Origin of the sequence: Microbacterium sp. CSI-V (assembly GCF_001984105.1) — a bacterium.
GTDB lineage: Bacteria > Actinomycetota > Actinomycetes > Actinomycetales > Microbacteriaceae > Microbacterium.
This window is the reverse complement of sequence record NZ_MTQM01000009.1, coordinates 89,389-112,406: the sequence shown is the minus strand read 5'-3', so window position 1 is coordinate 112,406 and position 23,018 is coordinate 89,389. Positions and strand designations below refer to the sequence as shown.

Annotated in this window: 21 protein-coding genes and 1 tRNA gene; 10 read left to right on the top strand and 12 right to left on the bottom strand. The window is 71.1% G+C overall.

Annotated features, from left to right (window positions below; translation table 11 throughout):
• Positions 1–3: 3 nt before the first annotated feature.
• Together CSIV_RS11250 and def are read right to left on the bottom strand one after the other, a co-directional pair.
• Positions 4–1,056 (bottom strand): hypothetical protein, encoded by a 1,053-nt coding sequence (locus CSIV_RS11250; protein WP_077051512.1) that lies wholly within the window; start codon positions 1,054–1,056, stop codon positions 4–6.
• Positions 1,057–1,130: 74 nt separating this feature from the next.
• Positions 1,131–1,697, bottom strand: a complete 567-nt coding sequence (def, locus tag CSIV_RS11245) for a peptide deformylase (protein WP_077051511.1) — start codon at positions 1,695–1,697, stop codon at positions 1,131–1,133.
• A 41-nt stretch (positions 1,698–1,738) separates the two neighbouring features.
• Between def and CSIV_RS11240 the strand changes: the two genes are divergently transcribed.
• From CSIV_RS11240 to CSIV_RS11225, 4 genes are all read left to right on the top strand, one after another.
• Positions 1,739–2,701 carry a DMT family transporter gene (locus CSIV_RS11240; protein ID WP_175627605.1) on the top strand — a complete coding sequence of 321 codons (963 nt, stop codon included), beginning with the start codon at positions 1,739–1,741 and terminating at the stop codon, positions 2,699–2,701.
• 297 nt (positions 2,702–2,998) lie between these two features.
• Positions 2,999–3,072 (top strand) — tRNA-Ile (locus tag CSIV_RS11235).
• 105 nt (positions 3,073–3,177) lie between these two features.
• The gene (locus tag CSIV_RS11230) at positions 3,178–3,366 is read left to right on the top strand and encodes a zf-TFIIB domain-containing protein (RefSeq protein ID WP_077051510.1); all 189 of its coding nucleotides are present in this window, start codon (positions 3,178–3,180) and stop codon (positions 3,364–3,366) included.
• Positions 3,367–3,400: 34 nt separating this feature from the next.
• On the top strand, positions 3,401–4,267 hold the full coding sequence (locus tag CSIV_RS11225; protein WP_077051509.1) for a zinc-ribbon domain-containing protein: 867 nt from the start codon (positions 3,401–3,403) through the stop codon (positions 4,265–4,267).
• A gap of 114 nt (positions 4,268–4,381) precedes the next feature.
• On the opposite strand, the gene CSIV_RS11220 is transcribed toward CSIV_RS11225, so the two are convergent.
• Both CSIV_RS11220 and CSIV_RS11215 read right to left on the bottom strand, forming a co-directional pair.
• Positions 4,382–5,389 carry a CNNM domain-containing protein gene (locus CSIV_RS11220; RefSeq protein ID WP_077051508.1) on the bottom strand — a complete coding sequence of 336 codons (1,008 nt, stop codon included), beginning with the start codon at positions 5,387–5,389 and terminating at the stop codon, positions 4,382–4,384.
• Positions 5,386–6,789 carry a hemolysin family protein gene (locus CSIV_RS11215; protein WP_077051507.1) on the bottom strand — a complete coding sequence of 468 codons (1,404 nt, stop codon included), beginning with the start codon at positions 6,787–6,789 and terminating at the stop codon, positions 5,386–5,388. Before CSIV_RS11215 ends, CSIV_RS11220 begins: the two co-directional genes overlap by 4 nt.
• 265 nt (positions 6,790–7,054) lie before the next feature.
• On the opposite strand from CSIV_RS11215, the gene CSIV_RS11210 reads away from it, so the two are divergent.
• Complete coding sequence (locus CSIV_RS11210) at positions 7,055–7,381, top strand: DUF7882 family protein (protein WP_077051506.1); 327 nt, start codon at positions 7,055–7,057, stop codon at positions 7,379–7,381.
• On the opposite strand, the gene CSIV_RS11205 is transcribed toward CSIV_RS11210, so the two are convergent.
• Both CSIV_RS11205 and CSIV_RS11200 read right to left on the bottom strand, forming a co-directional pair.
• Positions 7,351–8,808 (bottom strand): sensor histidine kinase, encoded by a 1,458-nt coding sequence (locus CSIV_RS11205; RefSeq protein ID WP_077051505.1) that lies wholly within the window; start codon positions 8,806–8,808, stop codon positions 7,351–7,353. The two genes, CSIV_RS11210 and CSIV_RS11205, sit on opposite strands and share 31 nt — an antisense overlap.
• Positions 8,805–9,479 (bottom strand): response regulator transcription factor, encoded by a 675-nt coding sequence (locus tag CSIV_RS11200; protein ID WP_077051504.1) that lies wholly within the window; start codon positions 9,477–9,479, stop codon positions 8,805–8,807. Before CSIV_RS11200 ends, CSIV_RS11205 begins: the two co-directional genes overlap by 4 nt.
• 147 nt (positions 9,480–9,626) lie before the next feature.
• On the opposite strand from CSIV_RS11200, the gene CSIV_RS18425 reads away from it, so the two are divergent.
• The 3 genes from CSIV_RS18425 (at position 9,627) to CSIV_RS11185 (ending at position 11,798) form a co-directional block, all read left to right on the top strand.
• Positions 9,627–10,184, top strand: a complete 558-nt coding sequence (locus CSIV_RS18425; RefSeq protein ID WP_077051503.1) for a hypothetical protein — start codon at positions 9,627–9,629, stop codon at positions 10,182–10,184.
• 70 nt (positions 10,185–10,254) lie between these two features.
• Complete coding sequence (locus CSIV_RS11190; RefSeq protein ID WP_077051502.1) at positions 10,255–11,178, top strand: hypothetical protein; 924 nt, start codon at positions 10,255–10,257, stop codon at positions 11,176–11,178.
• A 116-nt stretch (positions 11,179–11,294) separates the two neighbouring features.
• On the top strand, positions 11,295–11,798 hold the full coding sequence (locus CSIV_RS11185) for a DUF3145 domain-containing protein (RefSeq protein WP_077051501.1): 504 nt from the start codon (positions 11,295–11,297) through the stop codon (positions 11,796–11,798).
• Between the two features lie 144 nt (positions 11,799–11,942).
• On the opposite strand, the gene CSIV_RS11180 is transcribed toward CSIV_RS11185, so the two are convergent.
• The 6 genes from CSIV_RS11180 to aceE all read right to left on the bottom strand — a co-directional run bounded on the left by CSIV_RS11180 (position 11,943) and on the right by aceE (position 19,576).
• A complete protein-coding gene (locus CSIV_RS11180) occupies positions 11,943–13,181 on the bottom strand; it encodes a beta-ketoacyl-[acyl-carrier-protein] synthase family protein (protein ID WP_077051500.1) in 1,239 nt (412 codons plus the stop codon).
• Positions 13,182–13,246: 65 nt separating this feature from the next.
• The gene (locus CSIV_RS11175) at positions 13,247–13,495 is read right to left on the bottom strand and encodes an acyl carrier protein (protein WP_022880558.1); all 249 of its coding nucleotides are present in this window, start codon (positions 13,493–13,495) and stop codon (positions 13,247–13,249) included.
• 74 nt (positions 13,496–13,569) lie between these two features.
• Complete coding sequence (locus tag CSIV_RS11170) at positions 13,570–14,574, bottom strand: beta-ketoacyl-ACP synthase III (RefSeq protein WP_077051499.1); 1,005 nt, start codon at positions 14,572–14,574, stop codon at positions 13,570–13,572.
• Positions 14,571–15,491 (bottom strand): ACP S-malonyltransferase, encoded by a 921-nt coding sequence (locus CSIV_RS11165; protein WP_077051498.1) that lies wholly within the window; start codon positions 15,489–15,491, stop codon positions 14,571–14,573. Before CSIV_RS11165 ends, CSIV_RS11170 begins: the two co-directional genes overlap by 4 nt.
• 82 nt (positions 15,492–15,573) lie before the next feature.
• Positions 15,574–16,845, bottom strand: a complete 1,272-nt coding sequence (locus CSIV_RS11160; protein ID WP_238592368.1) for a PucR family transcriptional regulator — start codon at positions 16,843–16,845, stop codon at positions 15,574–15,576.
• Positions 16,846–16,849: 4 nt separating this feature from the next.
• Positions 16,850–19,576 carry a pyruvate dehydrogenase (acetyl-transferring), homodimeric type gene (aceE, locus tag CSIV_RS11155; protein WP_077051497.1) on the bottom strand — a complete coding sequence of 909 codons (2,727 nt, stop codon included), beginning with the start codon at positions 19,574–19,576 and terminating at the stop codon, positions 16,850–16,852.
• A gap of 355 nt (positions 19,577–19,931) precedes the next feature.
• Here aceE and CSIV_RS18420 point away from each other — a divergent pair, with 355 nt between their 5' ends.
• Together CSIV_RS18420 and CSIV_RS18415 are read left to right on the top strand one after the other, a co-directional pair.
• On the top strand, positions 19,932–21,947 hold the full coding sequence (locus tag CSIV_RS18420; protein WP_160897391.1) for a hypothetical protein: 2,016 nt from the start codon (positions 19,932–19,934) through the stop codon (positions 21,945–21,947).
• The gene (locus tag CSIV_RS18415) at positions 21,932–23,014 is read left to right on the top strand and encodes an acyltransferase family protein (RefSeq protein ID WP_160897390.1); all 1,083 of its coding nucleotides are present in this window, start codon (positions 21,932–21,934) and stop codon (positions 23,012–23,014) included. The genes CSIV_RS18420 and CSIV_RS18415 overlap by 16 nt, the downstream gene beginning before the upstream one ends.
• Positions 23,015–23,018 lie beyond the last annotated feature (4 nt).

The window sequence follows — 23,018 nt, the reverse complement described above, 5'->3', positions numbered from 1 at the left end:
GCGTCACACCAGCGAGACGGGCAGCTCCTCGCCGTCGCGCGGAGGCCTTTCCACGACGGATGCCGCCTGCATGGCATCCACGTAGCCCGGATGGCTGAAGCGGGAGAACTTGCCCTTCGGATCCTCCGGCGCGTGCGGAAGCCGGATGGATGCCGCACGAGTAATCGACAGAGCCGCGCCGCGCTCGACCTCGGTCATCACGAGACGGCCGCCCCGCCGCAGCAGAAGCGGGGCGCGGAACCCTCGGGGGCCTTCCAGCGTCAGGAAGAGTGTTCGAGGACCGCCCGGCACGGTGGATGCCACGGTGAGACGTGCGGACGACACCTCCGATGCGGCGAGCTCCCGGCCGCCGGCCCGGATGAGCCCGAGGCCCGGGTTCACGCTGACGGCCGGGAAGCGACGCCACAACCACCACCCGCCGGCGACGCTCAGGGCTGCCACGAGGAGGACGACGACGACCCAGGCGGCGGGCGTGTTCTCCAGGAGCAGCACGATCAGCCGGAGCGACGTGAACCCGAGCAGCAGGGCGAATCCCACGAACGACGCGGCGTAGAGGAGCATCGCCCCGATATCACGCCTCGCGACGACCACCCAGACGTCCCCCTCCGGCGGCGCGGCGATCCCGGGCTGCACGGGGTCCGGATCCCCGCGTCGGCTGCGGGAGAGTTCGATCGCCACGACGATCCCGCCGACTAGAGCCAACGCGCCGCCGATGACGAAGACGACGTTCGCGGGGGAGAGTGCCGCCCCGCTCAGCACCGTCGTCAGGACGCTGACGGCCGCGAGCACCGGAACCAGGAACGCCATGACGACGATCGCCCACATCGACCGCCGCGCGCGCCGACGCGCGTCGTCCGGGCTCACCGCCGCGCGGAGGGCTGCGCCTTCCGCGCGCACGAGGACCGTCACACCGAACACCGCCACAGCGACCCCCGCAGACAGGCACAGGGCCGCGAGGAGGCTCGCGACGCCTCCGCGGGGCAGCAGAACGGCGGATATCACGACCGCCACGGCTCCCGCGACGATCCACACCCAGCCCGCGACACGCTTACCCACGACAACCCCCGCGAACTGTCTAGCGGGGCCACCGGAGCGGAGAACAGGGGTTGCGCTCGGGGTGTTTCCCGGACTCAGGCGTCGATGTCGTCGACCCCCGGCATCCACGACGCGCCGGGCTTCCCCCACTTGCGCTTCTTGGCGATCTTCGCGACGACCCGACTGTCCTCCTCGTCGAGCCGGTCGACGTACAGCACGCCGTCGAGGTGATCGAACTCGTGCTGCAGGATGCGGGCGCGCCAGCCCGACACCTCGATGCGGACCGGCTGACCCTCGAGGTCGACCCCCGTGAGCAACGCCGACTCCGACCGGCGCAGCGGGAACCGCTCACCGGGGAAGGACAGGCATCCCTCGGACTCCTCATCCGGATCGGGGTAGCCCGGCTCGAGCGGACGGATCCACAACTCGGGGTTGATGACGACCCCGCGCCACGGCTGGCCCTCGTCGTCCTCGTACGTGTACGTGAAGATGCGGAGACCCACGCCCACCTGGGGGGCGGCGAGACCGACGCCGGGAGCGGCATCCATCGTCTCGAACATGTCGGCGACCAACGTACGGATCTCGTCGGTGATCTCGTCGACGCGGGAGGCGGGGGAGTGCAGGACGGGATCGCCCATGATGCGAATAGGGAGAACGGCCACGTCACCAGCCTATGCGGCGACGCGGCGGCTATCGTCGGAGGGTGATTCCGCTCGATGTCTCCCTCACCGACGGTATCGATCAGCTCGTCGGAGTCTTCCGCGATCCCCGCATCCTGCTCGGTATCCCGCTGGCGCTTTTGGGCGCGGTCTTCATGTCGTTCGGCGCGCAATACCAGCACCGCGGCGTGCAGAAGGTCGAACGCCTCTCCGGCAAGACGACCGGCGGACTCTCGCGATCGCAGGTCACGTCGCTGCTGACGCGCCCGTCCTGGGTCGCCGGCACCCTGATGCTGGCCCTCGCGATCGTGTGTCAGCTCGCGGCCCTGTCGGTCGCACCGCTGATCCTCGTGCAGCCGCTCGGCGCGATCGCCCTGGTCATCACGACGGTCCTGAACGCCCGGGTCAGCCACCACAAGCCGACGCGCCAATCGCTCATCGCGATCGCGGCCTGCGTCGGCGGCATCTTCATCTTCGTCACGATCGCCGCGTTCTTCGCGACCGAGCACGTGGTCACCTCGCGCGAGCTGTGGATCATCCTCGGCATCCTCGCCGTCGTGGTCGTCGTGTTCGGGGTGTTCTGGTTCCTCGTCCGGCGCCGCGCGCAGGCGCTGTTCTACATCATGGCCGCCGGCGTCATCTACGGCTTCGTCGCGACGCTCGCGAAGGTCATCATCAGCCGCATCCAGGCCGGGAACTTCGAATGGCTGACGCTGCTGTGCGTCATCGCCCTGCTCGCCGCGGTCGGCGTCGGCGCCTACTTCGTGCAGACCGCCTACTCGGTCGGACCGCCCGACCTCGTGATCGCCGGGCTCACCGTCATCGATCCGATCGTCGCCGTGCTCATCGGACTCTCGGTGCTGGGCGAAGCCTCGACGGCTCCCGCCTGGGCGCTGATCGGCTTCGTCATCGCCGGCGCGATCGCCACGTGGGGCGTCATCCAGCTGACCCGTCACCACCCGCAGATCACCGCCGACGGCAAGCCGAAGAAGCCCCGCGTGCACTGACCGCGCGCGGCGCTGTCGATCCGCTCGAGCGCACACGATCCGCTCGAGCGCACACGATCCGCTCGAGCGCACACGACCCGGTCGAGCGCACACGACCCGCTCGAGCGCACACGACCGGGTCGGCCCGAACGTGTGCGCTCGACCCGATCGTGAGCTTTCGCCGGGTACGGGGCGCCAGATCACGTGATGTGGCCGAACGTACCCGCCATGACGCCCCACAGCGCGTACGGTCGGCCAGATCACGTGATCCGGCGGCTTCGGCGGGGCACACGGATGCCGGTAGGCTCGGACGCACACGGGGCGGTGGCCAAGCTGGTCAAGGCAGCGGGCTCATAACCCGACGATCGTGGGTTCAAGTCCCACCCGCCCTACTCACGCCCCGCCCACGGACGGATGCGGGAACACCGCGACAGCGCGGGGCGTTCTCCCCGTCGTCTTCCGCACCTGACGGAGACGCCGACCCGAGCGGACCGACCATGACCTTCCTCTTCCCGTACGACGACGACCAGGATGCCGCGCAGCCCATCTGCCCGTCGTGCGGCATCACGATGCACCCGCTCCTGGACGAGGGCGTGGATGCCGACGAGTGCCGCGACTGCGGCTTCCGGCTCGCCTGGTCGCGCTCCGACGAGTCGGCGGGCGACGACGACCGCTGGGACGGCTGAGGCCGGTGTCGGAGGCCTCCCTTACGGTCTTCCCGTGGCGGAGAGAGTCGAAGCGTGGTGGGCCCGGCGGCAGTGGTCGAAGGGCGTCGACGTCCCGTACGCGATCGGCGCGTACCGCGAAGCGTGGGCGGCCTTCCCGGCGCTGATCCGGCAGTACCACCCCGACCTCAACGGCGGGATCGCCCTGAGCCAGGTCCCGCCCGCCGCCGACGTGCTGCTGCTCTGGCAGTGCGACTCCGGCCACCGGTTCGCCGCCACGCCCACGGAGCAACGGCTCCGCCCCGGTCGCGAGCGGCGCCGCAGCGCCTGGTGTCCGGAGTGCAGCGAACTGGCGTCCCCGACCCGCGTCCCCGCGCTCCCGATGCGCGAGTCCGTCGACGCGCCGCCGGTGTCCGCGACAGGGGTTCTGCGCCCCCGGAGGCCCAAGAAGTCGCCGCCGCTGTGCGACAAGACGCCCGACCTGCCGCCCGGCGCAGCGTTCGTCTCGTCGTGCGCGCCGCGTCCGGCATCCGCGGTGGAGGACCGCCTGCGCGCCGATCTGTTCGCGCGGCTCGCCCTCACCGAAGGGCTCAACGCCGTCCGCGTCACCCGGCCGTTCTTCCAGCACCGGGAGATCTGGCCCGATCTCGTGCTGAGCGAACTCCGCATCGCGGTCGAGTACGACTCGATCGGGCGGCACGGCCTCGAGCACGTCGGTCGACGCGAGCAGGCCGACCGGCGGAAGGATCGCGCGCTGCGCGCCGTCGGGTGGGAGGTCGTGCGCGTGCGCACCGGCAAGCTCGAGCCGCTCGGACCCCACGACCTGCAGCTCGCCACCTGGAATCGCGCGGCGCTCGACCGGCTGATCGAGGCGTTCCGCGGCATCCGGGGTCCGCTGCTCGTGGACGCGTACTCGCGATGAACCGGGGCGCGATTCGTGCACCGGGGCAGGCGATGTCCGCCCCGATGCACGAAGGGCGCCCCGAACCCGCGACGCGCCCGTCGCGCGGTCCGAACCGTCGCGGTGACGCGGGGCTCAGGCCGCGCCCACCCCCGGCAGGATCTGCTTCAGCAGGTCGTCGAGCGTGACGACGCCGAGCAGCCGCTCACCGTCGACGATCGTCGCCAGCTGCACGCGGCCGCGGCGCATGCGCGCGAGCGCGTCGTACGCCGAGGCGTCCGGCGCGAGCACGAGCGGCTCGCGCGCGATGGCGGAAGCCGGAGTCGAGGGTGCCACGGCGAGTGTGTCGCGCACGTGTGCGACCCGGGCCGACGCACCGGAACCCACAAGGATACGGAGGTGGGTGGATGCCGCAGCCGCGGCCTGCACGTCTGCCGCGGTCGCGTCGGCCGGCACCGCCGTGGGCGTGCGATCGGTGCGGACGATGTCGCCGACCGTCAGCGTGCCCAGCTCGATCGCCTGCGCGATCGGTGCGGAGTACTGCTCGTCCAGCGTGCCCGCGCGCCGCGAGTGCGCGACGAGTTCGCGGATCGTGTCGGCGTCCTGGCCGCCCGCCGCCGCCTTGTCGACCGGTTCGACGCCGGACGCGCGTACCAGGCGGTTGGCGATGCGGTTGATCCAGAGCAGGAACGGCCGCAGCGGCCAGGTCATCGCACGAGCGAGGATGCCGGTCGCCTTCGCCGCGGTCTCGGGGTGCGCGATCGCCCACGACTTCGGCGCCATCTCGCCGATGACGAGGTGGAGGAACGTGACGACGATCAGCGCCAGCATGAACGCGATGATGTCGGCGAGGACGTAGGGGAGACCCCACTGCTCGAACACCGGCGCCAGGGCGTAGTCGATCGCGGGCTTCGTGATGGCGCCGAGCAGGAACGTGCAGGCGGTGATGCCGAGCTGTGCGAACGCGAGCATCACGGTGAGCTCGTTGACTCCGCGCAGGGCGGCGCGAGCCGAGGCGCTCGTCGCCGCCTCTTCCTCCAGCCGGTGGCGACGCGCGGCGAGCAGCGCGAACTCGACGATCACGAAGAACGCGCTGGCGACGATGAGCGCCGCGGTGATCAGGGTGACGACCCACCAGCTCATCGGGCCACCTCCTCATCGGCCGAGTCCGCCGGCACGGCGGCATCGGCATCCCGGTCCACTTCCCGCAGGCGCACGACGAGCTGCGAGGGGACGTGTCGGTCGACCTCGGTGACCTCGATGTCGAGCCAGCGCTCCAGGTTCAGCCCCTGGACCACTTCACCCGCGCGCTCGGGCAGATCGACGCGGACGATGGTGCCCGCGGCGGGCAGATCGCCGTGCGCCTCGATCACGAGTCCCGCGGCCGTCTCGACGTCGCCCTCGGCGAGGTCGTGCCCGATCAGGCGTTCCAGTTCGTCGAGGTGCAGGTCGCCCGGAACCGTCCACGCGTCGGCGCCGACCGAGGCGACCTCGTCGATCTCGACGTCGTGCTCGTCGGAGAGCTCGCCGATGACCTCCTCGGTGAGGTCCTCGATCGTGAGGATGCCGTCGAAGTTCCCGTACTCGTCGACCACGCACGCGAGCTCGTTGCGGCTGCGACGCATGCGATCCAGGGCGACGGGGAGGAGCATCGACGTCGGGAGCACGACCGCCGGTCGCATGACCGACGACACCGGGTCCGCGGCATCCGGCTGCTCGCGGAGAAGGTCGATGAGTTCGATGACGCCGACGGGGGAGTCCTCGTCGCCGATCACGGGGTAGCGGGTGTGGCCGGTCGCCATGAGCGTCCGGACGTCGCCCACCGTCGTGTCCGGGCGCACCGAGTCGACCTGCGAGCGCGGGATCATGGCGTGCTCGATGTCGCGCTGGGGGAAGTCGAGGATGCGGTCGATGATCATCGACAGGTCGTCGGGCAGGTCGCCGCTCGCGCGGGACTCCTCGACGATCGCCTCGAGGTCGCGCGCGGTCGCGCTCTCGTCGACGTCCTCGAGCGGCTCGATGCGCACCAGGCGCAGGAGGGCGTTCGCGGCGACGTCGAAGACGGTGATCAGCCAGCCGAAGGCGAGCAGGTAGATGCGGGTGGGGACCGCCAGTGCCCGGGCCAGAGGCTCGGGGTTCGCGATCGCGAGGTTCTTCGGGTACAGCTCGCCGAAGATCATGGTGACGACCGTGGCGAGGAGCAGCGCTCCGACCGTTCCGATGGCGACCGAGACGCCGGGGTCGATCCCGACGCCTCCGAGAAGCGTTCCGATCGAGGCGCCGATGAGCGGTTCCGCCACGTAGCCGATCAGCAGCCCGGTGACCGTGATGCCCAGCTGGGCGCCCGACAGCATGAACGACGTGCGCTGCGTGATCGCGAGGACCCGCTTCGCCTGCACGTCGCCCTTCTCGGCGCGCGCGGCCAGCCGCGACCGGTCCACCGACATGTAGGCGAACTCCTGGGCCACGAAGAAACCGCAGGCCGCGATGATCGCGAGCGTCACGATCACACCCAGAAGCAGTGTCAGAACCGCCGTCAGCATCGAATCTCACCCCCTCGCGTCACGAGGGGGCTCGAAGATCGGCCCTCCTGGTCGGGGGAGGTGCGGGGATGGCTCACGGGGGATTCTCTCTCGTGGGTCGTCGATTCGGTGACCAGAAAGATACCGTCGCTCGCTTTGAAATCGCTGTGGTGCCCCGGGATGCCACGGGGGTGGCAGAATGGTGACCCCCGCATTGCCTCGCTTCCCGGCGTGGTCCCGCCCTTGCTCTACCGGTACGCTTCGGCGCGCCAGAAAAGGACCAGCCGTGGGACGCCTCATCTACCGCGACCGTGCGACGTTCGACATCGACGACCGTCTGCTCGCGCATCTGCGCATCGTGATCATGAACAAGCTCCGCCGGAACGAGGGCTTCATGCTCCAGGTTCCGGTGAACGAGGGCGTGCGCCAGGCGAGTCTGTGGATCCACGCCTCGAACGCCCTGGTGCTGCAGTTCTACGGCGGGCGCGAACCGGCGATCGACCGTGAGCTCGTCGACCAGATGATGCACGACGCGAGCGGCGCCGACGGCCTCACCCTCACGGGATCGGGGATCGCGACACCTCAGGCCGCGCCGGCGCGGCCCGCGCGCTGAGCCGGACGGGTCGCCGGAAGCGGAAGCCGGAGCGCGAACGACGCTCCGGCGTCCGCGGGGAGGCAGTGCACGTCGCCGCCGTGCGCGCGGGCGATCCCGCGCGCGATGGGCAGCCCGAGTCCGACGCCGCCGGCGGTCGTGCGGGCCTCGTCGAGTCGGACGAGGCGGTCGAAGATCCGCTCGCGATCCGCGACGGCGATGCCCGGCCCGTCGTCCTGCACGTGCACCTGGACGTCGGCGCCCTCGTATCGGATGCCGAGCTCCACACGGCCGCGGCCGTCGGTGACGCGGGCGGCGTTCTCCACGAGATTCGACAGCACCTGCGCGATCCGGTCGCGGTCGATCGCGACCGGGACCGCGGCATCCGGCAGCTTCGTTCGCACCGTCATCACCGGGTGCACGAGGCGGGCCCGGTCGGCCTCGGCCGCCACGACCTCGCGGAGGTCGGTCATCGCCACGGACAGCTCGAGACCGCGGTCCACCCGCGCCATGAGGAGCAGGTCATCGACGAGGCGAGACGCCCGCGTCGCTTCCCGGACCACGTGCCCGGCCAGCATCTCGCGCTCGGGGCCGTCGAGATGGGCGCGGACGAGGGTGTCGGCGGCCGCGCGGATGCCGGCCACCGGCGTCCGCAGTTCGTGCGCGGCATCCGAGAGGAAGGCGCGCAGCCTCTCCTCCGCGGCGCGCGCGGCGACCTCGGCACCCACGACATCGTCCAGCATGTCGTCGAGCGCGCTCGCGACGCGACCGATCTCGGTCTCGGGGTGCGTGGGCCGCAGCCGGCGGTCGCGCTCGCCTCCGCCGATGGCGCGCGCGACCTCGGAGACGTCGTCCAACGGTCTCAGCGAGGCCCGCACGACGAGGATCACCGCGCCCGCAGCGAGCACCAGCACGACGACCGACGCGATCGCCATGATCCAGCGGACCTGGGCGAGCGTCTCGCCGATCCCGGCCGCCGAGGCGGTCAGCGTCAGGGTCGACCCGTCGCTGAGCGTCGAGCGCAGCGTGACGAGGTCCGCATCGCCGGTGAGGTCCGAGGCCGTGACGGTCACCGCCCCGGGCGACGGTGTCGGGGGAGCCTCCCCACCGCGCGGACCGCCGCCGGCCGGTCCCGCCGGCGCACTGCGCAGTTGGTCGGGGCTCGGCCCCGCGACGACGGAGTCGCCCTCGGCGCCGTCGATGCGCACCGCGAGGCCCTGAGCGGACAGGCGGTCGGCGAGGTCGGTGGCATCCACGATCCCGACGAGCGACGCGGTCGCGGCGGCGCGGTCGCGCAGCCGGTCCTCGATCTGACCCCTCAGCCGCGCCCCGAGCGCGATGTCGACGATCACCGCGAGGACCACGAGCAGCAGCGCGACCAGGGCCAGGACCGACACGATCGTCCGGCGGCGGAGAGATCCCGACCGGAGGGGCCGCGGCGCGCTCATGAGCGCTCGCTCAGGCGGTACCCGAGTCCGCGGACCGTGTGGACCAGGCGCGGGCCCTGCGTCTCCATCTTGCGGCGGAGCGCACTCACGTGCACCTCGACGAGGTTGACGTCGTAGTCGTCGTACCCCCACACCTGGGTGAGGATCTGCGCCTTCGAGAGCGTCCGGCCGCGGCTCTCGACGAGGAGGCGCAGCAGTCGGAACTCCGTCGCGGTGAGGTCGAGCAGCGTGCCCGCCCGGTGCGCCGTGGCGGCGTCGGCATCCACGACGAGATCCCCCACCGACACCGTCTGGGGCAGCCGCCCGCGCCGCCGCAGGACGGCGCCCGTGCGGGCCACGAGCTCGGCCATCGTGAACGGTTTGACCACGTAGTCGTCCGCGCCCTCGGCGAAGCCGCGCAGGCGGTCGTCGACCTCGTCGCGCGCCGTCAGCATGATGACCGCGGTGTCGGCGGCGGCGCGCACGACGGGGAGCAGCCGGATGCCACTGGGCCCGGGCATCATCCAGTCGAGCACCACGAGGTCGGGGCGGAACTTCTCCAGCCGCTCGCTCAGGTCGGTGCCGTCGGGCGCCCCCTCGGCGACGAAGCCGTCGGCGCGCAACGCGAGGACGACGGCGAGGCGGATGGTCTCGTCGTCGTCGAGGACGAGCACGCGGGCGGGGGCGGACATCCGGCCGACGATACGGGCGGACACTGAACGGCCCTTATGCGAGCGCTAGGTATTCGCCCGCATTCCGGCCGCTTCAGGTCGGCTTCAGTTCCGGTTCGAAGGCTGGTCATCGACGCCGACGAGATGCGCCGGCCGGAGAGGAACACCATGTCGGACGACGACTACCCCACCCAGCCGCTTCCGCGCTACGACGAGCCGGCGCCCGCCCCGCAGCGTCGGGGATGGGTCCGCCCCGCGGTGATCGCCGCCGCGGTGGTCGCCGCGGTCGGGCTCACCGGAGGAACGGCGGCGCTCGCTGCCCAGTCGAGCACGCCCACGACGGTGGCAGCGACGAGCAACGCCCCGAGCGCCGACGGCGGCGCGGGTGCACCGACCAGCGTGCCCACGGGAGCCCCCACGACCGCGCCCACCCCGCCCGCCGACGGCACGGCGCCCACCCCGCCGGCCGACGGCACGACACCGGCCGCGCCGGAGGGCGGGCCGCAGCAGGGCGAGTGCGGCCCCGGCGGAGGCCCCGGTCACCCCGGCGGTCCCGGAGCGGACGGACACACCCCGCCCGCACCTCCCGCCGACGGCACGGCGCCCACCCCGCCCGCCGACGGCACCGCCCCCACCCCGCCCGCCGACGGCACGGCGCCCACCCCGCCCGCGGCCGGTGACGCGCCGACGCCCGGCACCACGGCTCCGGCGGTGAAGGGCAGCTGACCGCTCGATTCCGCCGCGCCGCGCGGGCCGCGTCCAGCACGCGGTCAGCGCGGTGCGGCACGATCGGAGCATGGCGAAGCAGGGGACGGGAGCACGCCGACGCCCGACCCCGGCACGGTCCAAGCGCCCCGCCGCCCGCCGCCCCCGCCGCACCGCCGCGCGTGCGCGCGAACTGCGGCGGCGACGCCTGATCTTCGGCCTCCTCGCCACCGTCGTCGTCGGCCTGATCGTGGCCGCCGCGATCCCGCTCGTGCACCTCGTCTCCGCCTGGAACGCCGAGACCCGTAAGGCCTCCATCGACCTCACCGGCTTCGACCCGGGATTCCTGATCGACGACGCCGACTTCTACGACGGCAACGCGATGGATGCCGACGAGATCCAGCGATTCCTCGACGACGAGGTCGGCGACTGCGCGAACGACTCCTGCCTCACCGTCCTGCGCGCCGACCTCCCCGCCCGTGACGCGATCGTGTCGGAGGACACCGGTGAGACGGTCTGCGAGGCCTACGACGGCGGCGAGCTCACCGCGGCGCAGATCATCGACCGCATCCAGCGGGCCTGCGGCATCTCGGCCAAGGTGCTGCTGGTCACCCTGCAGAAGGAGCAGAGCCTCGTGTCCGGCCGGATCGCACGCGCCCCGTCGGCCGAGGCCCTCGGTGCCGCGATGGGTGCGCGCTGCCCCGACGACGCCGCGTGCGACCCCGGGCAGGCCGGCTTCGCCGCGCAGGTGGCGCAGGGGGCGACCGACCTCAAGGCGTACCGGGCGTCGGACTTCATGCGGCAACCCGGCACCCACTACATCGCGTACTCGCCCGACCCCGCGTGCGGCGGTACGGACATCGAGATCCGCAACCACGCCACCGCGGCGCTGTACAACTACACGCCGTATCAGCCGAACCCGGCGGCGATCGCCGCGCGATGGGACAAGGGCGATGCCTGCTCGACCTACGGCAACCGAAACTTCGCGCTCTACTGGAAGCTCTGGTTCGGCTGAGGAATCACAGTGTTGTGATTTCGTTATCAACCGGCGATAATGACCGAGACAATCGAACAGCCGCCACCGCTCTCGCGCAGGTCGTAGGGGAAGACGTACCTGACGAAGGAGAGACCATGGCGACCACGTCTTCGCGCGGAGTGATCCTCATCCACTCGGCGCCGCGCGCGTTGTGCCCCCACCTCGAGTGGGCGGTGGGACGCGCCCTCGGCCGTGCGGTCAACTTCGATTGGGCCGACCAGCCGGTGCTCGCCGGCAGCCGTCGCGCCGAGTTCTACTGGGAGGGTCCGGTGGGCACCGGCGCCGCCCTCGCGAGCGCGATCCGCGGCTGGGAGCACCTGCGCTTCGAGGTGAGCGAGGATCCGACGCCCCGCAGCGACGGCGGCCGGTGGATGCACACGCCGGGGCTCGGCATCCACTACGCCCAGACGGATACGGCCGGGAACGTCGTCATCGGCGAGGACCGCGTGCGCTACGCCCTCGAGGTCGCCGCCGGCGACGCCTTCGAGCTGCAGCGCGAACTCGACGTCGCCCTGGGGTCCGCCTGGGACGACGAGCTCGAGCCCTTCCGCCACGCCGGCGACGACCAGCACATCGTCTGGTTGCACAAGGTCGGCTGAGAGATGTCGGGTGGGGGAGGCGCCACTACCGGAGGCCGGTGACCATTCCCGGCACCGGGACCGCGTATCCCCGGCCCGATGCAACACCGAACGCCCCCGTCATCCCCGTAGCAGTCGGGGGATGCCGGGGGCGTTCGGCCGTGATCAGACGGAGGCGATCGCGACGACGGCGTTGTGACCGCCGAAGCCGAAGGAGTTGCTGATGGCCAGCTGGTCGCCCGCACCGAGCTCGACCGGCGAACCCGAGATCGCGAACGGCACCTCGGGGTCCTGCTCGGTGAGGTTGATGGTCGGCGGTGCGACGCGGTTCTTCAGCGCGAGCACCGTGAAGATGGCTTCGAGAGCGCCGGTGCCGCCGAGGAGGTGACCCGTGGATGCCTTCGTCGCCGACACCGGGATCTCGTCGACGCGGGCGCCGAACACCGCGCGCAGCGCCTGGTACTCGTTCGGGTCGCCGACGGGGGTCGAGGTGGCGTGGGCGTTGATGTGGGTCACGTCGTCGGGCGACGCACCCGCCATCTCCAGCGCCATGCGCACGGCGCGGGCCGCACCCCGGCCCTCGGGGTCGTTCGCGGTGATGTGGTACGAGTCGGCCGTGACGCCGCCGCCCACGATGGTGGCGTAGATCTTGGCGCCGCGGGCCTTCGCGTGCTCCTCGGTCTCGAGGATGAGCACGCCGGCGCCCTCGCCCATGACGAAGCCGTCACGGTCGATGCTGCCGGGGCGCGACGCGGTCTCGGGGGAGTCGTTGCGCTTGGACAGCGCCTGCATGGAGGCGAACGACGCGATGGTGATCGGGTGAATCGCCGACTCGGTGCCACCGGCGATCACGACGTCGGCCAGGCCGTCGCGGATGTGCTGCACCGCGTTGACGATCGACTCGGTGCTCGACGCGCACGCCGACGCCACGGTGCGCGCGAAGGCGCGGGCGTGGAAGTGGAGCGACAGGTTGCCGGCTGCGGCGTTGGGCATGAGCATCGGCACCGTCATCGGCATGACACGCCGCGGGCCCTTCTCACGCAGGGTGTCCCAGGCATCCAGGAGCGTCCACACGCCGCCGATGCCGGTGGCGAAGTCGACGCCGAGCCGCTCGGGGTCGATGTCCGGGGCGCCCGCGTCTTCCCACGCCTCCTTCGCCGCGACCATCGCGAGCTGCGACGAAGGGTCGAGGCGCTTGGCGATGGGACGCTCGAGGACGGTCTCGGGCCGCACGAGGGCCTCGGCGGCGAACGTGACGGGCAGCTGGTACTGCTCGACCCATTCGTGTTCGAGGGTGCGCGCGCCGGAGGCACCGGACAGCAGCGCGTTCCAGCTCTCGGGCGCCGTCCCGCCGATGGGCGAGGTGGCACCGATACCGGTGACGACGATGCGGGGTGTGCTCATGGTGGGATCCTTGGTGCGGCCGGAAAGGTCGTGACCGGTGGGGGCCGGAGCCCCCACCGGGAGGGTCAGGACTGGTTCGACGTGATGAACGTGACGGCGTCGCCGACGGTCTTGAGGTTCTTGACCTCGTCGTCGGGGATGGTGACGCCGAACTTCTCCTCGGCGTTGACGACGATCGTCATCATCGAGATCGAGTCGATGTCGAGGTCATCCGTGAAGGACTTCTCCAGCGCGACCTCGTCGGCCGAGATGCCGGTCTCGTCGGTGATGAGCTCGGCCAGGCCGGCGAGAACCTCGTCGTTGGTGAATGCCATGATTTCTCCTGTTGTTGGGGGCGGCCCGGGGAGTCGTCCGGGCCCCGATCAGTCTAGAGTTCGACGACGCTGCGTCAGGGGAGGACGACGACCTGCGCGCCGAAGACCAGACCGGCACCGAAGCCGATCTGCAGTGCGAGGCCGCCGCTGAGCTCGGGGTGCTCCTCGAGCAGTCGATGGGTGGCCAGCGGGATCGAGGCGGCCGAGGTGTTCCCGGTCGTCTCGATGTCGCGGCCGATCACGACGGTCTCCGGCAGACCCAGCTGCTTGGCGAACTCGTCGATGATGCGCATGTTCGCCTGGTGCGGCACGAAGGCGGCCAGGTCGGAGGGCTGGATGCCGGCGGCCTCGATGGCCTGTCGGGCGACCTTCACCATCTCCCAGACGGCCCACCGGAAGACCGTGGGGCCTTCCTGGCGGAGGGTCGGCCACGGAGCAGCGCCGTCGCGGAAGTCCGTCAGCGTGGCGTTCATGCCCACTGCATCGGCCTTGGATCCGTCGGACCCCCAGATGGTGGGGCCGATGCCGGGGGTGTCGCTCGGCCCGATCACGACGGCACCGGCGCCGTCCCCGAGCAGGAACGAGATGCTGCGGTCCGTCGGGTCGACGATGTCGCTCAACTTCTCGGCGCCGACGACGACGACGTGCTTCGCGAGGCCGCCGCGGATGAGCGCATCCGCCTGGCCCACGCCGTACGCGAAGCCCGCGCACGCGGCATTGACGTCGTACGCCGCGGCCGGGTTCGCGCCGATGCGGTCGGCGACGATCGCCGAGGCCGAGGGCGTCTGCTTCGGGTTGCTGATCGTCGCGACGATCACCGCGTCGATCTCGGCCGGGTCGACACCGGAGCGCTCGACGGCCTCGCGGGCGGCTTCGGAGGCCAGGTCGATGGCATCCGTCTCCTTGTTCGCGCGGACGCGCGTGACGATGCCGGTGCGCTGGCGGATCCACTCGTCGCTCGAGTCGATCGGCCCGACGAGGTCGTCGTTCGGGACGAAGTTCTCCCCGCGGGCGGCGCCGTAGGAGTAGATGCGGGTGTGGGCCGGGCCCTGGAGCTGACGGAGGACGGGGGTGCTCATGCCTGCTCTCCCTTCAGGAGTGCGACGGCCGCGTCGAGGTCGTCCGGGGTCTTCACTGCGACGGTCGGCGTGCCGCGCAGTGCGCGCTTCGCCAGGCCCGTGAGGGCACCGGCGGGCGCGAGTTCGATGATGCCGGTCACGCCGTGCTCGGCGAAGGAGGCCATGTTCCGGTCCCAGCGCACGGGCGACGAGACCTGCGAGACGACCAGGTCGACGGCGCGACGGCCGTCGTCGACGACCGAGCCGTCGGAGTTGGTCCACAGGGTCGTTTCGGGGGTGGATGCCGCCACGTCGGCCGCAGCGGCGCGCAGCGTCTCGACGGCGGGCTCCATGAAGCGGGTGTGGAAGGCACCGGCCACCTGCAGCGGGATGACGCGCGACCCGCGGGGCGCCTCGGCCGCCAGTTCGGCGAGGGCCGCGAGCTCACCCGCCGCGACGATCTGCCCGCCGCCGTTGTAGTTGGCGGGCGTGAGGCCGAGCGCGTCGAGGCGGTCGAGCACCGTCTGCTCGTCGCCACCGACGACGGCGCTCATTCCGGTCTGCACCGTCGCGGCCGCTTCGGCCATCGCGCGACCGCGGATGCCGACGAGGCGCAGGGCGTCGGCCTCGGAGAGGACCCCGGATGCCGCCAGCGCGGCGAACTCGCCCACCGAGTGACCCGCGACGCCGTCGGCGGCCGTGGCCGCGCGGTCACGCAGGACACTCCACGACAGCAGGCTCGCGGCCACGATCAGCGGCTGCGCGACGCTGGTGTCGCGGATCCGGTCGGCATCCCATTCGGTGCCCGCGGCGAGGAGGTCGACTCCGGCGTGCTCGGAGGCTTCGGCCAGACGCTCACGCGTCCCGTCGATCTCGAGCCACGGTGAGAGGAACCCGGGGGTCTGGGACCCCTGCCCGGGGAAGACGGCGATGATCACCGTCCCATCCTGTCAAGGATCCGGCGACGCGTTCTGGAGATATCGGCACAAGAAATCGGCGTGTCTTTGTGCGCGCCGTGCATCAGCGCGACGTGGCGGAGCGCCGGTTCGCCGATCCGCGGCGACGCGTGGCCTCGGTTCCCATGGAACCGAGGATCAGCGCGGTCTGCAGGATCAGCGCTTCGCGGGGGCCCGTGGCATCCCACCCGATCACCTCGGACACGCGCTTCAAGCGGTACCGCACGGTGTTGGGGTGCACGTACAGCTCGCGGGCGGTGGCCTCGAGCGAGCGTCCGTTGTCGAGGTAGCTCCACAGCGTCGCGACGAGGTCGGCGCTGTGGGCGTGGAGCGGGCGGTACACGCGGTCGACCAGGGTCTGCTTGGCCACCGCGTCTCCGGCCAGGGCCCGCTCGGGCAGAAGGTCATCGGCCTCGACGGGCCGCGGGGCGTGCCGCCAGGCGCGTGCGACCGCGAATCCGGCCAGGGCCGCGCGGGCACTCTGCCCGGCGTCGACCAGGGCGGCGACCGCAGGGCCGAGGACGAGGTGCCCCGAACCGAAGCTCGGCTCGAGTCGCTTCGCGATCTCGGTGAACGGCAGCTCGGTGGTGTCGTCGCGACCGCGGACCGGAAGATCCGCGCGACCCACCACGAGGACGAGCCGCGAGCCCTGCACGCCGATGAGCACGTCGACGCCGAGCTTGCGGGAGGTGCGACGGACGTGGTCGACGTCGAGCTGCGGGGGAGTCGTCCCGACCAGCACCGCGACCTCGCCGTGGCCGTGCCAGCCGAGTGCGGCGATGCGGCTGGGGAGTTCGTCGTCGGCTTCGCCCGTCAGGATCGAGTCCACGACGAGGGCTTCGAGCCGCGCGTCCCACAGGCCTCGGGCCTCGGCTGCGCGCGCGTAGACGTCGGCGGCGGCGAACGCGACCTCGCGCGAGTACGACAGCATCGCCTCGCGGACCCGTTCGCTGCGGCCCGCGACGCGCTCCTCCATGACCTCGACGGTGACGCGGACGAGCTGCAGCGTCTGGGTCAGGCTCACGCTCCGCAGCAGCTCGCGGGGGGCCGCCGCGAAGATGTCGGCGGCGATCGCGGGCGTGGAGGCCGGCTCCTCGAACCACTGCAGGAACGAGGTGATGCCCGCCTGCGCCACCAGCCCGACCGCGGAGCGGCGGGCCGGTGGCATCTCGGCGTACCAGGGCAGCGTCTCTTCGAGACGCTGGATCGTCGCGGTCGCGAGATCGCCCGAGATCCGGCGCAGCCACGCCAGGGTCTCGGCCTTCTCTTCGGCGGCCCGGGAGAGGGCGGTCTGCCCGCTCCCTCCCGAGCCGTCGACGGCCGCGCGATCGGTCACGCGATCAGGCCTCGCCGCCGGCGTTTCCGCTCGTGCCGGCGTTGACATCATGCAGACGGTACTTCTCGATCGCCTGGGCGATCACCGAGCGGTCGACCTTGCCCTCGTCCGCGAGTCCCTGCAGGGCGCGCACGGCGAGCGACGGGCCGTCGATCTTGAAGAAGCGACGCGCGGCGGCGCGGGTGTCGGAGAACCCGAACCCGTCCGCACCGAGCGTGAGGTAGCGCTGCGGAACCCACTGGCGGATCTGGTCCTGGACGGCGTGCATCCAGTCGCTGACCGCGACCACCGGGCCCTCGGCATCCCGGAGCTTCTCGGTGAGGTAAGCGGTGCGGGGCTCCTCGTCGGGGTGGAGGAAGTTGTGCTCGTCGGCGGCCAGACCGTCACGGCGCAGCTCGCTCCACGAGGTCACCGACCACACGTCGGCGACGACGCCCCAGTCGTCCTTCAGCAGGCGCTGGGCCTCGTACGCCCACGGCACACCGACGCCCGAGGCGAGCAGCTGGGTGCGGGGACCCTCGCCCTCGCCCACCGAGACGCGGTGGATGCCGCGGACGATACCGTCCACGTCGACGCCCTCGGGCTCGGCCGGCTGCACGTACGGCTCGTTGTACACCGTGATGTAGTACATGACGTTCGGGTCGGAGTGCTCGCCGCCGTACATCCGCTCGATGCCCGAGCGGACGATGTGCGAGATCTCGTATCCGTACGCGGGGTCGTACGACACCGTCGCGGGGTTGGTGGATGCCAGCAGCTGCGAGTGCCCGTCGGCGTGCTGGAGGCCCTCACCGGTCAGGGTGGTGCGACCGGCGGTCGCGCCGATGATGAAGCCGCGCGCCATCTGGTCGCCCGCCGCCCACTGGGCGTCGCCCGTGCGCTGGAAGCCGAACATCGAGTAGAAGACGTAGACCGGGATCAGCGGCTGGCCGTGGGTGGCGTACGCCGTCCCCGCCGCGGTGAACGCCGCGAGGGCGCCCGCCTCGTTGATGCCGACGTGGATGATCTGCCCCTGCGGGCTCTCCTTGTACGCCAGCAGCAGCTCGCGGTCGACCGAGGTGTAGTGCTGACCCTTGGGGTTGTAGATCTTCGCCGTCGGGAAGTACGCGTCCATACCGAAGGTGCGCGCCTCGTCGGGGATGATCGGCACGATGCGGTGGCCGAAGTCCTTCACCCGCAGCAGGTCCTTGAGCAGGCGCACGAACGCCATCGTGGTGGCGATCTCCTGCGTGCCCGAGCCCTTCTTGGGCAGGGCGTACGCCTGGTCGCCGGGAAGCTCCAGACCCACGTGGGTCGTGCGCCGCTCGGGCAGGAAGCCCCCGAGCGAACGACGACGCTCGAGCATGTACTTGATCGTCTCGTCCTGCTCGCCGGGGTTGTAGTACGGCGGCTGGTACGGGTTCTCGTCGAGCTGCGCGTCGGTGACGGGGATGTCCATCGCGTCGCGGAACGACTTGAGGTCGTCGAGCGTCAGCTTCTTCATCTGGTGCGTGGCGTTGCGACCCTCGAAGTGCGGGCCGAGGCCGTAGCCCTTGATGGTCTTGGCGAGGATGACGGTCGGCTGGCCCTTGTGCTCCTTGGCCGCCTTGAACGCCGCGAAGACCTTGCGGTAGTCGTGGCCACCGCGCTTGAGGCCCCAGACCTGCTCGTCGGTGTAGTCCTTCACGAGCTCGAGGGCCCGCGGGTCGCGACCGAAGAAGTGCTCGCGGACGTACGCGCCGTTCTCGGCCTTGTACGTCTGGTAGTCGCCGTCGGGCGTGGAGTTCATCAGGTTCAGCAGCGCGCCCTCGGTGTCGCGGGCGAGCAGGTCGTCCCACTCACGACCCCAGACGACCTTGATGACGTTCCAGCCGGCGCCCCGGAAGAAGCTCTCGAGCTCCTGGATGATCTTGCCGTTGCCGCGCACCGGGCCGTCGAGTCGCTGCAGGTTGCAGTTGACGATGAACGTCAGGTTGTCGAGGCCCTCGTTCGCGGCGACCTGGAGCTGACCGCGGCTCTCGACCTCGTCCATCTCGCCGTCGCCGAGGTACGCCCAGACATGCGAGTCGGAGACGTCCTTGATGCCGCGGTTGCTGAGGTACTTGTTCGACATCGCCTGGTAGATGGCGTTGATCGGGCCGAGACCCATCGACACCGTCGGGAACTGCCAGAACTCCGGCATCAGACGGGGGTGGGGGTACGAGGGGATGCCGTTGGGGGCAGCCGACTTCTCCTGGCGGAAGCCGTCGAGCTGCGCCTCGGTGAGGCGCCCCTCGAGGAAGGCGCGCGCGTACGCGCCGGGCGAGGCGTGGCCCTGGATGAAGATCTGGTCGCCGCCGGACGGGTCGTCGAGGCCGCGGAAGAAGTGGTTGAAGCCGACTTCGTACAGGGCGGCCGACGAGGCGTACGTCGAGATGTGGCCGCCGACGCCGATGCCGGGACGCTGCGCGCGGTGGACCGTGACCGCCGCGTTCCAGCGGATCCACTTGCGGTAGCGACGCTCGAGCTCTTCGTCACCGGGGAACTCCGGCTCGTTCTTCTGCGCGATCGTGTTGATGTAGTCGGTGGTCGGAACCATCGGCACGTTGAGGTGCAGTTCTTTCGAGCCCTTGAGCAGGCTCAGCATGATCTCGCGCGCTCGACCGGGGCCCTTGGCCTGGACGAGCTGCCGCAGGGATTCCTGCCACTCGCCGGTCTCTTCCGGGTCGCTGTCCTGCGGCCCCTGCGAATACGGATCCTGATCGTGAACAGTCACGGAAGACCTTTCGTCGTCTGGCAGGTCATGCCAGAGAATCGCCATACGTGTGCGGCAACCCTTGTCTGCTCCGCACAATTCACCGTCGTCCAGCCTAGTCAGTTCGTGCCCCGCCGGATGCCCACGCGCGGCGCCACCTCCGCGGGGTCCGAAGGATGCCTCGGTGTCGAACCATCGGACCGATACGGCGACCGGGTGAAGGTCCGGGCCAAATCTGCGAGACGCCCCGCCGTGGACCGGGCGGAAGCGCATGCGAACATGCCCCTGTTCCCGCGCATCCGCCCCGTTCACCTGTGTCGGCACGGTGGCGGAGGCGGAACGACAGCCCCCCGACACGCCTCCTAGCGTGACGCTCGTGAGCCGCCCCTCCCTCTCCCTCGACCGCCGCCTCTTCCTCGCCACAGCCGGATCCGGAGCCGCCCTCGCCGCCGCGAGCGTCGTCGCCGCCCCTCCCTCCGAGTCCGCGCACGCCGACACTCCGACCGGTCCCGTCGACGTCATCACGGTCGAGGGCGCCATCCCCGGCATCCCGTACCGCACCCGCACCGCGATCCTGGACGTCGCCGAATACTCGCGGCGAGCGCAGGTCAACAGCGACGCCTTCACGAACGCCTGGAAGCGCGCTCTCCAGCGCCTCGCGGAGGTGCCGGCGCCGGCGGACTCGCCCGCGTCGGGGAACAGCGTGAACTGGCGCCCCAACTCCGGTGTCGTCCTGCGGGTGCCGCCGGGGTTCTACGCCATCGATCAGTGGTCGATGGCGACCCGACCCGCCGATCTCGGACTGCCGGGATCGGAACCCGACGGACAGCAGTACGGCGAATGGTCGGTCCGGATCACGGTGGAAGCGGACGGTGTCGTGCTGGTGGCGAAGGATCACCCCGGCTCCGTCGCGGGCAGCCCCGTGGTGTACCTCGGCAATCCGGATTCGCCCGGTGGCAGCAAAGACCTCCTCAAGCGGGTCGTCATCCGCGGCCTCACCGTGCAGAGCGACGGACACTCGCTCCAGGCCGACTACGTCGCGGACCGCGTCGGCATCCTGGTCCACCAGAGCCAGGAGGTGCGGCTCGAGCGGGTGTCGGTGTTCGGACTCGCGCGCGAAGGGATCCGCTTCGAGGGAGTCATGGACTCCACGATCGACGCGGCCGTCATCGGGTGGTGCGGACGCCCGTCGCGGCTGCCGTCCCCACCCGACCCGCTTCCCTACGGTCTGTCGATCGTCAGCACTCGCAACGCGGGCGGCGAGATCATCGAGAACTCCAACGCCCTGCGGGTGGTCGACACCCACGTCGAGTTCTGCGAACAGGAGCTGTTCCTGGACCGCGGCACACGCCACGTGGACTTCCTCGGGTGCAAGTTCGAGCACGGATGGGGGACGACATCCGAACGCCCCCCGGTGTCGATCGGGTTCCCCGCGAATCCCAGCTCCACCGTCGACCGCGTGCTCGAGATCGGATTCACCTCCTGCATGTTCGTGCAGAACACGTACGCCCACGCCGGAAGCCACCCCAGCCACATCGTGGTCGGCGAGGTCTCGTACGTGGGCGGACGGGCGTCGGCGGCGAAGACGGCGGTCTCTTTCCTCGGATGCCATTTCTCGGTGCCGGACGGCATCGGCGAGCGCTGGTTCACCGGCGGTGACACGACGTTCGTCGGGTGCGATTTCGGGGGCTGCGGGAACGCGGACGGCGAACCCGCCTGCTTCGACCTCGGAAACGACGTGACCTTGGACGACTGCCGGTTCTCCGCCGTGGCCGAACTGCACGACGGCGTCACCGGCTCGCTGCAGCACGGGAACGCCGGCACCGCCGTACCTGGATCGAGGGCCGACCTGTTCCGCTTCCGCGGCGGCGCCTCGCGGGTGTTGAACCCCGTCATCTACTTCCCGCCGCCGGTGGATGGCGTGCACACCTCGCCGGGGTCCGTGGCGACGCTCGCGCGCGACGTCGGCGACGCGAACCGCCTGGCGGGGTGGCATCCCGCCTGGTACGGCCTCCCCAGCGACGGAAGCGGCCGGCCCGGGCCGATCGCCGCGGTCCGCTACGAAGACCCCGACCGCACGCAGCTGGGGACGTCGCTCACCTGGGAGGCTCTCACCGGGACCTCGACCCCGATCCTCGAACCCGACGACGACGGTCGGGTGTCGGTGTGCGGCAGGGAACAGGTGCGCGTGCAGGGCGGCCGCACGTACACGGGCTTCACCGACGCCCACGCCGGGCAGGTGATCCGCGTCGTCGCGGACGGAGAGCCGATCACGTTCGCCGGAGGACTGCTCGTCCTGAAGGGCACGCAGACCCTCCGGGCAGGGACCGCCGACATGACGTCGTTCGTCTTCTACACGTTCGGTTCGGGATCCGCGTGGTTCCAGATCTGATCCTCCGGGACCGATCGCGCAGGGCTCCGGCGACCATCGGCGGCCGACTCGATCCCGGGTCCAACAGTCTGAACGCCCTGCGGCTGGGGCTCGCGCTGCTCGTGCTCATCGCCCACGCGTGGGAGTTGGGCGGGTACGGTCTGCAGACCAAGCCCCTGGGGCCCTGGGCCGTCGCCGGATTCTTCTGCATCTCCGGCTACCTCATCGCGCTCAGCAGAGCCCGCGGTCGAGGCGTGGGGGAGTTCTTCGCGCGAAGAGCGGTCCGGATCTATCCGGCCTTCCTCGTCGTCCTCGTGGTCGTCGCCTTCGCCTTCGCCCCCGTGGCCTCCGCCTTCCTGGGCGGCGGCCCCTGGTCGCCCAGCGCCGGGGTTCTCTACGTGCTGCGTAACGCGGGACTCTGGATCGCGCAGCCCACCATCCCGGGCATGCTCGCCGACATCCCGTATCCCGGGGTCTGGAACGGCTCCCTCTGGACTCTCGCGTTCGAGTTCGCGTGCTACGTGGTGACCGGGCTCCTCGGATGCCTCGCCGTCCGGTGGGGAGCACGGATCACGGTCGCCCTCTGGGCGGGGGCGATGACGGCATCCGTCCTGTCGGTTCTGGGGCTCCTCCCGGTCCCGGGAACGCTGGCGACCTTCGCGACCCTGCTCGCCTTCTACCTCTCCGGCACGCTCCTCTTCCTCGGAGGGGACCGGGTCCCGCTTCGGCCGGGCCTCATCGTGGCCGCCGCGGCCGTCGTTGCGGCGGTGGCGATCTCGGGCGCGCCGACGGCGCTCGCCGGGCCCGCGATGGCCTACCTCGTGCTGGCGCTGGGGATCGTGCTCCCGTGCCGCCGCATCGGGGCCCGGAACGACATCTCGTACGGGATCTACATCTACGCCTTCCCCGTGCAGCAGATGCTCGCCCTCGTCCTCGCCGAGCGCGGGGCCCCGGTCGTGGTGCCCCTCGTGCTCGCCATCGTCGTCACCGTGCCCCTGGCGTGGGCAAGCTGGCTGTTCGTCGAGCGACCCGCGATGCGGGCGCACCGTCGATGGTCGTCGCGTCGCCGAAGGGCAGGTCTAGCCTGAGCGC